The 15,003-nt window shown below is 65.3% G+C and carries 17 protein-coding genes; 5 read left to right on the forward strand and 12 right to left on the reverse strand.

Annotated features, from left to right (window positions below):
- Positions 1-18 precede the first annotated feature (18 nt).
- A complete protein-coding gene (locus tag I3J27_RS01760; RefSeq protein ID WP_270164542.1) occupies positions 19-279 on the forward strand; it encodes a hypothetical protein in 261 nt (86 codons plus the stop codon).
- On the opposite strand, the gene I3J27_RS01765 is transcribed toward I3J27_RS01760, so the two are convergent.
- On the reverse strand, positions 261-581 hold the full coding sequence (locus I3J27_RS01765) for a DUF1330 domain-containing protein (protein WP_270173015.1): 321 nt from the start codon (positions 579-581) through the stop codon (positions 261-263). The two genes, I3J27_RS01760 and I3J27_RS01765, sit on opposite strands and share 19 nt — an antisense overlap.
- Before the next feature lie 176 nt (positions 582-757).
- Here I3J27_RS01765 and I3J27_RS01770 point away from each other — a divergent pair, with 176 nt between their 5' ends.
- Positions 758-1,327, forward strand: a complete 570-nt coding sequence (locus I3J27_RS01770; protein ID WP_270164544.1) for a hypothetical protein — start codon at positions 758-760, stop codon at positions 1,325-1,327.
- A 53-nt stretch (positions 1,328-1,380) separates the two neighbouring features.
- Here the strand turns inward: I3J27_RS01770 and I3J27_RS01775 are convergent, their stop codons facing one another.
- The 7 genes from I3J27_RS01775 to ffh all read right to left on the reverse strand — a co-directional run bounded on the left by I3J27_RS01775 (position 1,381) and on the right by ffh (position 7,242).
- A complete protein-coding gene (locus tag I3J27_RS01775; protein ID WP_270164546.1) occupies positions 1,381-1,590 on the reverse strand; it encodes a hypothetical protein in 210 nt (69 codons plus the stop codon).
- Between the two features lie 94 nt (positions 1,591-1,684).
- The gene (gene leuC / locus I3J27_RS01780; RefSeq protein WP_270164548.1) at positions 1,685-3,091 is read right to left on the reverse strand and encodes a 3-isopropylmalate dehydratase large subunit; all 1,407 of its coding nucleotides are present in this window, start codon (positions 3,089-3,091) and stop codon (positions 1,685-1,687) included.
- 326 nt (positions 3,092-3,417) lie between these two features.
- A complete protein-coding gene (gene rplS / locus I3J27_RS01785; RefSeq protein WP_091964989.1) occupies positions 3,418-3,798 on the reverse strand; it encodes a 50S ribosomal protein L19 in 381 nt (126 codons plus the stop codon).
- Positions 3,799-3,907: 109 nt separating this feature from the next.
- Positions 3,908-4,663: a tRNA (guanosine(37)-N1)-methyltransferase TrmD gene (gene trmD, locus I3J27_RS01790; RefSeq protein WP_270164552.1), complete on the reverse strand. Its 756-nt coding sequence runs from the start codon at positions 4,661-4,663 to the stop codon at positions 3,908-3,910.
- A gap of 33 nt (positions 4,664-4,696) precedes the next feature.
- Complete coding sequence (gene rimM, locus I3J27_RS01795; protein ID WP_270164554.1) at positions 4,697-5,266, reverse strand: ribosome maturation factor RimM; 570 nt, start codon at positions 5,264-5,266, stop codon at positions 4,697-4,699.
- Positions 5,267-5,275: 9 nt separating this feature from the next.
- Entirely contained in the window at positions 5,276-5,608 is a 333-nt protein-coding gene (gene rpsP, locus I3J27_RS01800; protein ID WP_014438992.1) for a 30S ribosomal protein S16, read from the reverse strand.
- Between the two features lie 86 nt (positions 5,609-5,694).
- Complete coding sequence (gene ffh / locus I3J27_RS01805) at positions 5,695-7,242, reverse strand: signal recognition particle protein (RefSeq protein WP_270164563.1); 1,548 nt, start codon at positions 7,240-7,242, stop codon at positions 5,695-5,697.
- Positions 7,243-7,693: 451 nt separating this feature from the next.
- On the opposite strand from ffh, the gene I3J27_RS01810 reads away from it, so the two are divergent.
- Entirely contained in the window at positions 7,694-8,758 is a 1,065-nt protein-coding gene (locus tag I3J27_RS01810; RefSeq protein ID WP_270164565.1) for an MBL fold metallo-hydrolase, read from the forward strand.
- A 195-nt stretch (positions 8,759-8,953) separates the two neighbouring features.
- Here I3J27_RS01810 and I3J27_RS01815 read toward each other — a convergent pair whose 3' ends face one another.
- Positions 8,954-9,670: an SIMPL domain-containing protein gene (locus I3J27_RS01815; protein ID WP_270164567.1), complete on the reverse strand. Its 717-nt coding sequence runs from the start codon at positions 9,668-9,670 to the stop codon at positions 8,954-8,956.
- Between the two features lie 5 nt (positions 9,671-9,675).
- The gene (locus I3J27_RS01820; RefSeq protein ID WP_270164569.1) at positions 9,676-10,422 is read right to left on the reverse strand and encodes a GyrI-like domain-containing protein; all 747 of its coding nucleotides are present in this window, start codon (positions 10,420-10,422) and stop codon (positions 9,676-9,678) included.
- A gap of 224 nt (positions 10,423-10,646) precedes the next feature.
- Between I3J27_RS01820 and dapF the strand changes: the two genes are divergently transcribed.
- Both dapF and mtaB read left to right on the forward strand, forming a co-directional pair.
- Positions 10,647-11,522, forward strand: a complete 876-nt coding sequence (gene dapF, locus I3J27_RS01825) for a diaminopimelate epimerase (protein ID WP_270164571.1) — start codon at positions 10,647-10,649, stop codon at positions 11,520-11,522.
- Positions 11,522-12,778 (forward strand): tRNA (N(6)-L-threonylcarbamoyladenosine(37)-C(2))-methylthiotransferase MtaB, encoded by a 1,257-nt coding sequence (mtaB, locus tag I3J27_RS01830; protein ID WP_270164573.1) that lies wholly within the window; start codon positions 11,522-11,524, stop codon positions 12,776-12,778. The genes dapF and mtaB overlap by 1 nt, the downstream gene beginning before the upstream one ends.
- Before the next feature lie 132 nt (positions 12,779-12,910).
- Here mtaB and I3J27_RS01835 read toward each other — a convergent pair whose 3' ends face one another.
- Positions 12,911-14,020: a DUF2336 domain-containing protein gene (locus I3J27_RS01835; RefSeq protein ID WP_270164575.1), complete on the reverse strand. Its 1,110-nt coding sequence runs from the start codon at positions 14,018-14,020 to the stop codon at positions 12,911-12,913.
- Positions 14,021-14,274: 254 nt separating this feature from the next.
- On the reverse strand, positions 14,275-14,976 hold the full coding sequence (locus I3J27_RS01840; protein WP_270164577.1) for an RluA family pseudouridine synthase: 702 nt from the start codon (positions 14,974-14,976) through the stop codon (positions 14,275-14,277).
- Between the last annotated feature and the right edge of the window lie 27 nt (positions 14,977-15,003).

Here is a 15,003-nt window from a genome sequence, read left to right on the forward strand (position 1 = left end):
GGCCTCGTGAGGGTCGTCATGGCGAGATGGATTGCATTGGCCGTTGCCGTCGCACTTGCCACGGGCCTGCCTCGCGCTTCCGCGGCCCCAAGGGTGGCGACGCCGGAGGCCTCGGCGGGGATCGCGGTTTTCGATGTGCGACGACACGCGCGAACCCATGACGTCGTGCGGCCTGCCGTGCGCCATGATCCTCGCTATTACGCGCGGCCGGTCACCTACCGTCCCTATCCCTACGGCGTGCCCGCACCGTTCGTATTCGGCTACGGGCCGTTCTGGTGATCCGCTAACCGGGGCGCAAATCCCTTGACCAGCAGCACCGTCGCCTGCGCGCCCGCTTTGCGGTCGCGCGAGATGTCTTCGTACTCAGGTGAGTTCGAGAAGGCGAGGAAAGCGGCCTCGTCGGGGAACGACATCATGACGGGCTTGTCATGCGGCCATGCACCTTCGAGCACGCGCGGATGCTCATCGGCAGCGAGCAGACGCCCATCGTACTTCTTGAATACGTCGAAGAACCGCGCCTGATAGCGATCATAGGCGGCGCGGTCCGTCATCTTCAGTTGCGCAATTGCGTAGACAGTCATCTCCAAAACTCCGTTCCTTGCGGCGCTGCGTCGCATCGCAGTCGCCAGCGCCGTTCATTCATGGGGCGTTCACATCGCTGTCTTCAATTTAATCCCGGGAGCGACCGTCATTGAACAGCGATGGCGCGGCCAGACGTCGCGTCGCAACTCTGCTGTCGATATTCAGGGAGGATTCCATGCTTGGGATATTAGGTCGCAAGGCAAGCCCGATGCGCTTGCTCGGGATTGCCGCGGCCGCGACGCTGATGCTGTCAGCCGGGCCCGCGCGTCGCGCTGAAGCGCTGACCTTGATCAATCCGGCGACGTCACCCGCGACGAAGGCTGCGGCCGACGATCTCGTCACGCAGGTTCGTCACGGCGGCGGTGGGCATGGTGGTGGCGGTTTTCACGGCGGAGGTTTCCGCGGTGGCGGCTTCCATGGTGGCGGAGGCCATATCGGCGGATTCCGCGGCGGTGGATTTCACGGCGGTCATGTCGGCGGCTTCCGCGCCGCGCCGGCTTTCCACGGTCATGTCGGCGGCTATCGCTATGGCGGCGTCCGCTACGGCGGATACGGTGGCGGCTATCACCGTCACTGGGGTCATTATCGCCCGCACTACGGCTATCGCCATTTCCACCGGCGCTATTACGGCGGCTATTATCCCTATTACCACTATCCGCGCCGCTGCCGGGTGATCTGGACCTATTACGGCCCGCGCCGCGTCTGCCGCTGGCATCGCTGGCACCATCCCTACCGTTATTGGTAAGCACCATCGACGTGAAAAGGGCGCCTCATCGGCGCCCTTTGTTCATCCCTGACTCAGAGCCAATCCCTCAGCTTCCACGACGAAGCCTTCCACCGCATCAGGTTCTCGATCTTCCACTGCCGGAACATCGCCGGTGGCCAGCGGCTGAGCTTCGAGGTCTCCTCGACCTCAGGCTTGGCGGCGACGCGCAGCGGCATTGCGCGCCGCCGGTGCTGGCGCGTGGCATCGCCGATCAGATCGACATATTCAGGCTTGTTGGCCATGAGGCGTGTCCTCGCGAAATGCTCGCGAGGACACAATGTGGGCGTCGGCGATTAACGGCCGTTTGCCGCGTTAGCTCAAATTGCAGGGAGTGGCTTACCGCCATTCCCGCACGTCGACGAAGTGACCCGCGATCGCGGCTGCCGCCGCCATCGCCGGCGACACCAGATGGGTGCGGCCCTTGAAGCCCTGGCGGCCCTCGAAATTTCGGTTCGAGGTCGAGGCGCAGCGCTCTTCCGGCGCCAGCTTGTCCGGGTTCATGGCAAGGCACATCGAGCAACCGGGCTCGCGCCATTCGAAGCCGGCCTTGATGAAGATCTTGTCGAGGCCCTCGGCCTCGGCCTGCTCCTTCACGATGCCGGAACCCGGCACGACCATGGCGTTGACGCTGCCAGAGACCTGCTTGCCTTCCGCGATCTTCGCGGCGGCGCGCAAATCCTCGATACGGCCGTTGGTGCAGGAGCCGATGAAGACGCGGTCGAGCTTGATGTCGGTGATCTTCGTTCCCGCGGTCAGGCCCATGTACTTCAGCGCGCGATGCTTGGAGAGACGCTTGGCCTCGTCCGCGATCTTGTCGGGATCGGGCACGATGCCGGTCACCGAGATCACGTCCTCAGGGCTGGTGCCCCAGGTCACGATCGGCGGCAGCTTGGCGGCATCAAGCCGCAGCTCGTGGTCGAAATGCGCGCCCTCGTCGGAGCGCAAGCGCTCCCAGTAGCGCATCGCTGCATCCCAGTCCGCGCCCTTCGGCGACTTCGGACGGTCACGCAGGAAGTCGTAAGCCTTCTGGTCGGGTGCAACGAGACCGGCGCGGGCGCCGCCTTCGATCGACATGTTGCAGACCGTCATGCGGCCTTCCATGCTGAGCGCACGGATCGCGTCGCCGGCGTATTCCAGCACGTAGCCGGTACCGCCCGCGGTGCCGATCTCGCCGATGATGGCGAGGATGATGTCCTTGCCGGTCACGCCGTCGGGCAATTTGCCATCGACGGTGACGCGCATGTTCTTCGCCTTCTTCTGGATCAGCGTCTGCGTCGCCAGCACGTGCTCGACCTCTGATGTACCGATGCCGTGCGCGAGCGCGCCGAATGCCCCATGCGTCGAGGTGTGGCTGTCACCGCAGACGATGGTCGTGCCGGGCAGGGTAAAACCCTGCTCGGGGCCGATGACGTGGACGATACCCTGGCGCTTGTCGAACTCGTTGTAATATTCGATGCCGAATTCCTTGGCGTTGTCCGCCAGCGCCTTGATCTGCTCGATGCTTTCAGGATCGGGATTCGGTTTGGTGCGGTCGGTGGTCGGCACGTTGTGGTCGACGACGGCGAGCGTCTTTTCCGGCGCGTGGACCTTGCGGCCGGTGGCGCGTAGGCCTTCGAACGCCTGCGGCGAGGTCACCTCGTGCACCAGATGGCGGTCGATATAGAGCAGGCAGGTGCCGTCCTCGGCTTCGTGCACCAGATGGTCGTTCCAGATCTTGTCGTACAGTGTGGTCGGCTTGGACATGAGCGTCAGCTCCGAAGAATGTTGTGTCAGCGGATGTGCGCGGCAGGCGCGCGGGGCAACAAAATCGTCAGCGCAGCCTTTAAGCTGCGCGCGTAAGCTCTGACGTTGCCGAGGTCGCAAAGCGTCCGAAGAACCGGCCGGGCAGCCGCGAGCGATCGTCGATGACGATGCGCTTGACGGGGCAGAGGCTGGTCAGATCTGGAAACATTCTAGGAATATATAGCAGGCCGGTTTGGAATCGCGAGGGCTTTGACACGCACGGCTGACGCAACAAAAAAGCGCGGGGTTTCGCCCCGCGCTTTCCGAAACTCGTCTGTAAGCGGAGCTTACTCGTTGACGGCCTTGGCGTGCTCGGTCTTCTCGACGATACGCGCGGACTTGCCGCGAAGGCTGCGGAGATAATAGAGCTTGGCGCGACGCACCTTGCCGCGGCGCACCACCTTGATCGAGTCGATCATCGGCGACATCACCGGGAATACGCGCTCGACACCCTCGCCGTACGAAATCTTGCGAACGGTGAAGCTCTCGTTGAGGCCACCGCCAGAACGGCCGATGCAGACGCCTTCATAGGCCTGCACGCGGGTGCGGTCGCCTTCGACGACCTTCACGTTGACGATCACGGTGTCGCCGGGACCGAATTCCGGAATCTCCTTGGTGGCGGAGAGCTTGTCGAACTGCTCTTTTTCGAGCTGTTGGATCAGGTTCATGGGGTAAATCTCCATCGGCGCGCCCAGCCGCAGATCGGGGGCGGCGCGAAATTCGTTGATCCAGCTATTGCGGATTTGGCCGCTCCTATAAGGCAAGCCGGAGCGTTTGTCACCCGTCTGTCTTGTTTTTTGGCGTTTTTTGGCGGCCGGCCCGATTCGGGGGCTTGGCCGGGATCTGCGCCCACAAATCGGGCCGCCGGGCCGCCGTCAGGGCCTCGGATTGCGCGCGCCGCCAGCTGGCGACCTTGGCGTGGTCGCCGGAGGTGAGGAGCTCCGGGATCGGGGCCCCCTCGAACAGCTGCGGGCGGGTATATTGGGGGTATTCGAGCAGACCGTCGGAAAAGCTTTCCTCGGTTCCCGAGGCTTCCTTGCCCATCACGCCGGGCAGCAGCCGGACGCAGGCGTCGATCAGCGCCAAAGCGGCGATTTCGCCGCCTGAAAGCACGTAATCGCCGATCGAGACCTCCTCCAGGCCCCGTCCGTCGATCACCCGCTGGTCCACCCCCTCGAACCGCCCGCAAACGATCAGGGGGCCGGGGCCTTTGGCGAGCTCCAGGACGCGGGCCTGGGTCAATGGCCGACCACGCGGGCTCATCAGGAGCTTCGGCCGCTCCGGCTCGCCTTCGGCGGCATCGATGGCCGCCGCCAAAACATCCGCCCGCAGCACCATGCCCGGCCCGCCGCCGGCCGGCGTGTCATCGACGCTGCGGTGGCGGTCGGTCGCCGAAGCCCGGATGTCCCGCGCCTCGAGCTGCCAGAGCCCGCCAGCCAGCGCCCGGCCGGCCAGGCTCACGCCGAGCGGCCCCGGAAACATCTCCGGAAACAGCGTCAGCACCGTCGCGCGCCAGGGTGAGGGGTTTGTCATGCAGTCAGCTTAGCCAAAAACCACGCCTCGTGGTTATGGGTCCCCGTTTTCGCGGGGACGACTCGCGGAGGGCACGTTGCCTTCGTCCTCGCCCTCGATCTCGCCTTCAATTTCCTGCGGCAGCGCAATCACCACGCGTCCGCCGGCAAGATCGACCTCGGGCACCACCGCGTTCGTAAACGGCAGCAGCATCGTCGGGCCCTTGAGCGGCGCGATCTCGATGATGTCGCCGGCGCCGAAATTATGGATCGCGAGCACCCGGCCGAGCGCATCGCCGTCAGTCGTGACGGCGGCGAGCCCGATCAGATCGGTGTGGTAATATTCGTCCTCGTCCGTCGCGGGCAGTTTCTCGCGCGCGACGTAGAGCTCGATGCCGTTGAGGCGCTCGGCCTCATCGCGGGTCGTGACGCCCTTGAACGTCGCGACCAGATGATCCTTGGCTTCGCGTGCCTGTGCGACCTCGAACTGGCGCTTGCCGTCCTTGGACAGCAACGGGCCGTAGTGCCGCACGGCAAAAGGATCTTCGGTGAAGGTCCATAGTTTGACCGCACCGCGCACCCCATGCGCGGCGCCGATCCGCGCGACGCAGACCAGCGCCGACATGTCTTACCCTTAGCCCTTCGCGGCGGCTTCGGCCTGCGCCTTGCGCTCCTTGCGCGGCACGGCCTTCTCGGGGTTGTTGCGGGCTTCGCGCTTCTTGACGCCGGCGGCGTCGAGGAAGCGGGACACGCGATCAGACGGCTGCGCGCCCTTGGCGAGCCAGGCCTTCACCTTGTCCATGTCGAGCTTCAGACGGGTCTCGTTGTCCTTCGGCAGCAGCGGGTTGAAATAGCCGAGACGCTCGATGAAGCGGCCATCGCGGGGGAAGCGCGAGTCGGCGACGACGACGTGATAGACGGGACGCTTCTTGGTGCCTGCGCGGGCGAGGCGGATAACGACGGACATTCAGTTCTCCTTCAAAGTACGTTTTGTTCGGTTGATTGGTATTTTCGCGCCGCGCGGGACCAGTGCAATCTCGTGCGACGAATTCCTCATTTCTTCTTGCCGGGAAAACCGCCGAGCCCCGGAAGGGTCGGCTTGCCGCTGAGGCCCGTAAGCCCCGGCAAATTCGGTAGGCCCGAGCGAAGACCGGGCGGCAGATCCTTCGGCAGGCTGGGCAGACCCTGTCCGCCGCCGCTCTGCATCTTCTCCTGCATCGCCTTCATCTCTTCGGGCGACGGCATCTTCATGCCGCCGCCAAAGCCCATCGCCTGCGCGATGCCGGCGAGCGGGCCGCGCTTGCCCGAGCCCATCGCCTTCATCACGTCGGCCATGTTCCGGTGCATTTTGAGCAGCTTGTTGACCTGCTCGACGCTCTGGCCTGAACCTGCAGCGATGCGCTTCTTGCGGCTGGCCTTGAGCAGATCGGGATGACGGCGCTCGTCGCGCGTCATGGAATCGATCACCGCGACCTGGCGCTTCAAAATCTTGTCGTCGATGCCGGCAGCCGCGATCTGGTTCTTCATCTTGGCGATGCCGGGCATCATGCCCATCAGGCCGCTGATGCCGCCCATGTTCGCCATCTGCAACAGCTGCTCGCGCATGTCGTTGAGATCGAACTGACCCTTGCGCATGCGCTCGGCAGTGCGCGCGGCCTTTTCGGCGTCGATGTTGGCGGCGGCACGCTCGACCAGCGAGACCACGTCGCCCATGCCGAGGATGCGGCCGGCGATACGATCGGGGTGAAAATCTTCCAGCGCATCGGTCTTTTCGCCGGTGCCGATCAGCTTGATCGGCTTGCCGGTGACGGCGCGCATCGACAGCGCGGCGCCGCCGCGGCCGTCGCCGTCGACACGAGTCAGAACGATGCCGGTGAGGCCGACGCGCTGATCGAACGCGCGCGCGAGGTTGACGGCGTCCTGGCCGGTGAGGCTATCGGCGACCAGCAGCACTTCATGCGGGTTCGCCGCGGCTTTGATGCTGGCGGCTTCCGCCATCATCTCTTCGTCGAGCGTGGTGCGGCCGGCGGTATCGAGCAGCACGATGTCGTAGCCGCCGAGCTTGCCGGCTTCCAGCGCACGCTTCGCGATCTGCGGCGGCTGCTGCCCCGCCACGATCGGCAGCGTCGGAATGTCGAGGTCGCGGCCGAGCACGGCCAGCTGTTCCATCGCCGCCGGACGATAGATGTCGAGCGAGGCCATCAGCACCTTGCGCTTGTCGCGCTGGACCAGGCGGCGGGCGAGCTTGGCGGTGGTGGTGGTTTTGCCCGAGCCCTGCAGGCCGACCATCATGATCGGCACCGGCGGCACGGAATTGACGTCGATGGTCTGGCTTTCGGCGCCGAGCGTGTTGATCAGCTCGTCATGGACGATCTTGACCACCATCTGGCCCGGTGTCACCGACTTGACGACGGTGGCGCCGATCGCCTGCTCGCGGACGCGCTCGGTGAAGCTGCGCACCACCTCGAGCGCGACGTCGGCTTCCAGCAGCGCCCGGCGCACTTCGCGCATCGCGGCGTCGACGTCCTTTTCGGTCAGCGCACCGCGCCCCGTCAGACGATCGAGAATGCCACCAAGCCGTTCCGACAGATTGTCGAACAATGCCGTTGTTCCTTGTCCTGCGCGCGCAGGGTTGCCGCATTCACCACTGTCATGCCCCGGCTTGACCGGGGCATCCAGTACGCCGCGGCACCTCGGCTTGAGCCGAGCCGCCTCAGGGATACTGGATCGCCCGATCAAGTCGGGCGATGACCACTTCCTTGGGTAAACGGTCTTCCAAACACCTTTACGCCCGAGGGCGCAAAGCGCTGTCGGGCGTTGACCTCCGGCCTCCAGGGCCAGTCGGCGGGTCGAAAAGAAAGCCTTTCCGAGAAAGTGGCGGGGTTAAACGCCGCTCCCGCCCAAAAGTCAAGGAAAGTTAGGGGGCCGGGGCGGCTTTGCCAGGGCAAGACCCTGAAAATAAGACTGTTTTGGCGCCGGGTTCCCTTTCTGCCGGCCGCGCCCATATAGCAGGGTGATGTCCTTCCGCCCCGACCATCCCTGAAGCCGCCCCGTGCCGATCACCCGCCGCCGCCTGTTCGGACTGCTTGCCGGAGCCGGCGCATCGGTCGGCGTCCCCTCCCTCTGGATATCCCGCATGAAAACCTATGACGGCCCGGTCTCCGACCATTTCGACGGCCTGACCTTCTTCGATCCGGACGGCGCGCCGCCGAAATCGCTTCGCGAGGTGCTGCGCTGGCAGTTCGGCGGCAAGCGGCAGCGCGCGACCTGGCCGGATTGGGCCCCCAGCCCCCACGCCGACACCCCGCCCGAGCGCATCGACGGCGACAAGGTGCGGCTCTCCTTCGTCGGCCATGCCAGCTGGCTGATCCAGACCGGCGGCCTCAACATCCTGGTCGATCCGGTCTGGTCCTCGCGGGTCTCGCCGGTCGCCTGGGCCGGGCCGAAGCGCCACAACGATCCCGGCATCGCTTTCGAGAAGCTGCCGAAGATCGACGTCGTGCTGGTCTCGCACGGCCATTACGATCATCTGGACATCGCGACGCTATCGCGGCTCGCCAAGAATTTTGCCCCGCGCGTGGTCACCCCGCTCGGCAACGACGTAACGATGCGCAGCTGGGATCCCTCGATCAAGGTGGACGCGTTCGACTGGCACGACCGCGTCGAGCTCGGCGGCGGCGTGGCCGTGACACTGGTGCCGACAAGGCATTGGTCGGCGCGCGGCATGTTCGATCGCAACAAGGCGCTGTGGGCGAGTTTCGTGCTGGAGACACCGGCGGGCAAAATCTACGTTGTCTGCGATTCCGGCTATGGCGATGGCGGGCATTTCCGCCGCGTCGCCGAGAAGCACGGGCCGCTGCGCCTGGCGATCCTCCCGATCGGCGCCTATGAGCCGCGCTGGTTCATGCGCGATCAGCACATGAATCCCGAGGATGCGGTGAAAGCGCTGGCCGATTGCGGCGCGCAGGAAGCGCTCGGGCATCACCACGGCACGTTCCAGCTGACGGACGAGGCGATCGATGCGCCGGCGAAGGCGCTGGTGGAAGCGCTCGATGCCGCGAAGATACCGCAGGAGCGGTTCGTCGCGATGAAGCCGGGGCAGGTGGTGGAGATTTAGCCGAGATTTAGCGTCATTCTCCGCTGTCGTCCCGGACAAGCGAAGCGCAGATCCGGGACCCATAACCACAGGATCAGGTTTGGCGAAGACTCGTGGTTACCAGCTCGCACCACGACTCCTCCCTGTGGTTATGGGTCCCCGCGTTCGCGGGGACGACACCTGTATTCGTAGCAGGCAGTGTGCCTCTCACAGAGCTTACTGCCCCGCCTTGATCGCCCAGCTCACATTCACCGTCACCGACAGCGTTTCCTCGCCCGGTGCAACGGCGGCTGGCGCGGCCATCGGCGCTGTCGCCATCCGCGCCTTGAACAACGGCACCGGTGCGCCGCCTTCGGCGACGCTGATCGGCGCGCCGAGCGTGACACCTGTCGCCTTGGCGTAGATCTCCGCCTTGCGCCGCGCGTCCGCGACCGCCTGCTCACGCGCATCGTCGAGCAGTTTTGAGGCCTGCGTCACTTCGAAGGAGATGTTGCCGATGTCGTTGGCGCCGGCGCTGACCAGCGTATCGATGATGGTGGCGACCTTGGTGACGTCGCGAATCTTGACGGTGACGCGGTTACTGGCGCGGAAGCCGACCACGGGCGAGGCGCCGGTGGATTTGTTCTGGCCGTATTGCGGCTGCAGCGACAGCCGCGAGGTCTGGTAATCCTTCTCGGCGATGCCGGCGCCCTTCAGCGCCAGCAGCACCTTGCCCATCGCGGCGTTGTTGGCGTCGGACGCCTCCTTCGCCGACTTGGCGTCGTTGGCGACGCCGGCGTCGATCTGCGCGAGGTCGGGCGCCGCGGACATCGTGGCTTCGCCGCTGACCGTAATGGCGGACGGAAAATCGTCGGCGCGCGCGGGCGTTGCCAGCAGCGTGGCGGCGAAAGCGGCGGCGAGAGACGTAATGGAAAGGACGGCAGGCTTCTTCATTTCTCTCACTTCAATGGCACGAACACATTGATCACGAGCTTGTCCTCGGCCGTCTTCAGGGGATCGGTGAGGTACTCCTCGACGAAGGTGTCCTTGGCTTCCAGTTTCTTGTCGTCGAGGTGATTGGTGATCGCCTCATAGGTGTTGTCCATGTTGTCGTAGGAGCCGCGATGGACGAATTTCAGCGCCTTGCCCTCCGGCGATTTGCCGATGCTCATGTCCTTGGACAGGTTTTTGGGGTCCTGATCGACCGGGATCTCGGCGAGGAAGGTGAAGCCGGTGTCGTCGGTCGAGGTGTAGACGATCATCGAATTGCCGGCGTGCTTGATGCCCTGCTTGTCCAGCAGCGTGTTCAGCGCCTTGAAGGCGTCGATCAGCGTGTCGAAGGCCGAATCCCAATTGGCGGTGCCCTTGACCATCACGACCTTCCGGGGCTCGAGCGTGGTCTCCTGGCCGAAGGGATCGGCGGTCTGCACCGGGGCGGGCGTTGCGGCCGCGGCCGGCGGCGGTGCCGCCGGGCTGGGTGACGGTGAGGCGCTGGCCGCGGGCGATGGTGCCGGGGCGGGTGCAGGCGAGGCACTGGCGGCCGGTGCGGGTGAGGCCGACGGGGCCGGCGAGGGACTTGTCGAAGAAGGGCTTGCCGACGCGGCCGGCGCCGGACTTGGGGTCTGCGCCGGTGCGGCGGTCAGACCAAACGACAAGGCCGCTGCCGGGATCAGCGCGGCCAGAGCGAGACGACGAAACCTGAACATTTTATTCTCCCCAACAGCTTATCCGCCAAGGCCTTACGCCCCCAAGGCCTTAAGTCGGCGCCGCCCGCGCATCCCGGTTCGCGCGAACTGCGCCGTTCTAACACGCGAGCGCCGAATTCGTCCCATGACAGATGCGTCATGGCAGACGTCCGGCGCTCGGCGGCAAAACACTGGCCAAGCCGGCAAGGATCGCCATATAAGGCAGGCGAAATTCGGGAATTTTCATGAGCGCGCTGGCCAATCACGCATTTGCCAAGATGAACGGCATCGGCAACGAGATCGTCGTTGTCGACATGCGCGATTCCACCGCAAAGGTGACGCCGGACGACGCCCGCGCGGTGGCGTCGGCGCGGGGCGGCGTACCTTACGACCAGCTCATGGTGCTCCAGAAGCCCCGGCTCGACGGCACCGAAGCCTTCATCAGCATCTACAATAATGACGGCTCGGAGGCCGGCGCGTGCGGCAACGGCATGCGCTGCGTGGTCCGCCGCATCTTCGAGAAGAGCGGCCAGACGACGGCAACATTCGAGACGGCCGCCGGCCTGCTCAATGCCTGGCGGGGTCCTGCGCCGGACCTCTACACGGTCGACATGGGCGCGCCAAAATTCGGCTGGCAGGACATCCCGCTGGCGGAGGAATTTCGCGACACCCGCTACATCGAATTGCAGATCGGGCCGATCGACAATCCGATCCTGCATTCGCCTTCTGTCGTGAGCATGGGCAATCCGCACGCGATCTTCTGGGTCGAGGACGTCAACGCCCATGATCTCGAGCGTTTCGGTCCGCTCCTGGAAAACCATCCGATCTTCCCCGAGCGCGCCAATATCACGCTGGCCCACATCGTGGATCGCGACCACATTACGATCCGCACCTGGGAGCGCGGCGCCGGCCTCACCAGGGCCTGCGGCTCGGCGGCCTGCGCCACCGCGGTTGCCGCGGCGCGGTTGAAGCGCACTGAGCGCAAGGTCGAGATCACGCTGCCCGGCGGCAAGCTCGGCATCGAATGGCGCGAGCGCGATGATCACGTGCTGATGACGGGAACGGCGACCTTCGAATTTGAAGGCAATTTCGATCCGGCGCTGTTTGCGCCGGCCGGCTGATGGCCGTCGACATCGTCACCTTCGGCTGCCGCCTCAACGCCTTCGAGGCCGAGGTGATCCGCCGCGAGGCCGAGGGTGCGGGCCTTTCAGATACCATCGTCATCAATAGCTGCGCCGTCACCAACGAGGCCGTGGCGCAGGCGCGGCAGTCGATCCGCAAGCTGAAGCGCGAGCGGCCCGGCGCGCGCATCGTCGTCACCGGCTGCGCGGCGCAGACGCAAAGCCAGATGTTCGCCGACATGGCCGAGGTCGATCGCGTCGTCGGCAATGACGACAAGATGCGCGCTTCCGCGTGGCGGGAGACTCGCAACGCTTTCGACATCAACGCCAGCGAAAAAGTTGCCGTCAGCGACATCATGTCGGTGAAGGAGATGGCGCCGCATCTCATCGACGGTTTTGCTGCCGGCCTTCCGCGCGTGTTCGTGCAGGTCCAGAACGGCTGCGACCATCGCTGCACGTTCTGCATCATCCCTTATGGCCGCGGCAATTCACGCTCGGTGCCGATGGGCGCGGTGGTCGAGCAGGTACGGGCGCTGGTCGAACGCGGCCACGCCGAGATCGTGCTGACCGGCGTCGATCTCACCAGCTATGGTACTGATCTGCCGGGCGCGCCAAAGCTCGGCCTATTGACGAAGCAGATCTTGCGGCACGTGCCGGAGCTGAGGCGCCTGCGCATCTCCTCGATCGATTCGATCGAGGCCGATGCCGATCTGATCGATGCCATCGCCGACGACGCGCGTCTGATGCCGCATCTGCATCTGTCGCTGCAATCCGGCGACGACATGATTTTGAAGCGCATGAAGCGGCGGCATTCGCGGCAGGACGCGATCGCGTTCTGCGACCAGGTCCGCCGTTTGCGGCCCGATATCGCGTTCGGCGCCGACATCATCGCGGGCTTCCCGACCGAAACCGAGGAGATGTTCTCGCGCTCGCTCGATCTCGTCGAGGAATGCGGCCTGACGTTCCTGCACGTCTTTCCCTATTCCCCACGCCCCGGCACACCCGCCGCGCGGATGCCGCAGGTTGCGGGCGGCGCGATCAAGGACCGCGCGAAGCGGCTGCGTGCATCTGGCGAAGCCGCCTTACGGCAGCGGCTGAGCGCCGAGCTCGGCGCAACGCGCGAGGTGCTGATCGAGAGCGACGGTCAGGGGCGCACCGAGCACTATCTGCCGGTGGCGATTGCGGGCAAGCAAGTTGGCAGGGTCGTGCCGATGATGATCACTGGCAATGATGGCGAGCGGCTCGTCACACGATAGGTGTCGTCGCCCGGCTCGACCGGGCGACCCAGTACGCTGCGGCCTTTCCGTATCCCACTAAAGTCGCTGGAATACTGGATCACCCGCTTTCGCGGGTGATGACTTCGTTAGTTTGGTGGGCAGCGTACCCCCTTAAGACGCCCGCACCTGCCAGAACCGCAGCGTGCGCCGCGCATTCTCCGGCGTCATCCTCGCGTAATTGCTTTGCGCTCTCGCGATGTCGGCGGGTTTCATCGCGCCGGTCGCAAAACGGCTTTCGAGCACGGCGGCCGTCGTCTCCCAGCTGAGCTGGGCCGCCTTGCACGGCACCAGCAATCCGTCTTCGCGCAGGCTCTGCATCAGCGGACGAATCACCTCGATGGTCGATCCGGACAGGGCCGCCAACGCCGCCACGGCTTCTTCATACCGCCGCTGTTTGGCGAAGCCGAGCAGCGTCGCCTCGGTGAGCTGGCCGGTTGCCTTGAGATTTGCAATCGCCCGCTTGGCGCCCTCGAAATCGCGAACGCCGGACATTTCACGCTCGACGCCGATGGTGACGGCAGCGATCGCGGTCTGGATCTCTTCGAACAGATGCGGCGGCGCGCGTGACAGCAGGCGGGTGCGCACCGCATCCGTCGCCGAGCGCAGCAACTGGCGGCGCAGGTCCGAGGGCAGGTCGACGCGGACGCCGACACTGACCGCGAGTTCGGGATCGCTTTCGGCCTGACCGACGATGACGGCAAATCCCTTGCCGGAGACGCGCGCGCCGGGATTGGCAGCGAGCCGCCGGCTGACGCTGGGATAGCGCCGCGCCAGCAGCGCGTCGGTGACGATCTCCTTCAGCCACCAGCGCCCGGCGACCGCGAGCAGATGCGGCTCGCCCTTGCTGGAGGCGATCTTCACCAGCTCGCCGTCATCGAGGCGCGCGGATTCCTGCAGCACGGGGCCGGCGATGCGGATCTCGTCATTGCTGGCGAGGCGGCGGATCACGGAGGGCGGCGCCTGCGCGATTGGCGCGAGCTGGGCGCTGATCTCGGCCAGTGCAACGCGCGCACCCATGTCGGCGATGGCGCGCAGCTCGATGGTGTCGATCAGGCGCTCGAGCACGTCGTCGAACAGTGCGATCTGCTCGTCACTGAAATTGCCGGCGGAGGACAGGAACAGATCGGTGACGCGGCGGGCGGTTGCCAGGCCTTTTTCCGCGGAGCCTGTCCGAAGCGCGGACTCGACCTCGTCGATAATCGATAACTCGGCCGTGGACATGACGCGCAGCTCGTCCTGAGCAGATTACGGAAGCTTGTTCTAAGCAACCGCTATCATTAGAGGCGAGCACTGAACTTTCCGTAAACCATGGGGCAATGACCGGGTACTGCTCCGCTCCCTGACCGACCATTGCTCCTCATCCTGAGGAGCCCGCAAAGCGGGCGTCTCGAAGGATGGCCCCGGGCGACAGTCGGGCCTGCATGGTTCGAGACGGCGCTAGCGCGCCCCCTCACCATGAGGGTCGAGCAATTGGGCTATTCTCCGTTCCATCCGCAGGAGCGGAGCTTCTCGTGCATGTGGGGCGGGGCGGGCGCCACCACGCGGACCGGCTCCTTGTTCCGGGAGATCGGCACCACGATCTCGCGGGAATGCAGGTGCAGCTTCGGCTCGCCGAAGCGCGGGCCGTTGCCGTAAATGTTATCGCCGTAGATCGGCCAGCCGGTCGCGGACGAATGCACCCGTAATTGATGGGTTCGGCCCGTCACCGGTTCCATGGCGAGCCAGGTCAGGCCCTCGCCCCGCCCCATCACCTTCCAGTTGGTGACGGCCTTCTGACCCTCCGGATCCGGCTTCTGCCACCAGCCGCGTTCGGCATTGAGCCGGCCGAGCGGCATGTCGATGGTGCCTTCGTCTTCGGTGGGGCCGCCCTCGACCACGGTCCAGTAGGTCTTGCCGATCTTGCCGTGCTTGAAGAGGAGGCCGAGCGAGGCGGTGGCTTTTCGGTGGCGGCCGAGCACGAGGCAGCCGGAGGTGTCCTTGTCCAGCCGGTGGGCCAGCACCGGCGGCCGCGGCAGGCCGAAACGCAGCGCGTCGAAGGAGTCCTCCAGATTGGCGCCGCCCTTGGGGCCGCGATGCACCGGCAGGCCGGACGGCTTGTCGATGATCAGCATCAGGCCGTCGCGATGGAGCACGCGGGCGAGGATTTCATCGGCCGTCAATTGGGGAACATCGAGCAATCGCAGGACTTTCGGTCAAGACTTTCG

Source organism: Bradyrhizobium xenonodulans, from assembly GCF_027594865.1.
In the GTDB taxonomy this organism is placed as follows: domain Bacteria; phylum Pseudomonadota; class Alphaproteobacteria; order Rhizobiales; family Xanthobacteraceae; genus Bradyrhizobium; species Bradyrhizobium xenonodulans.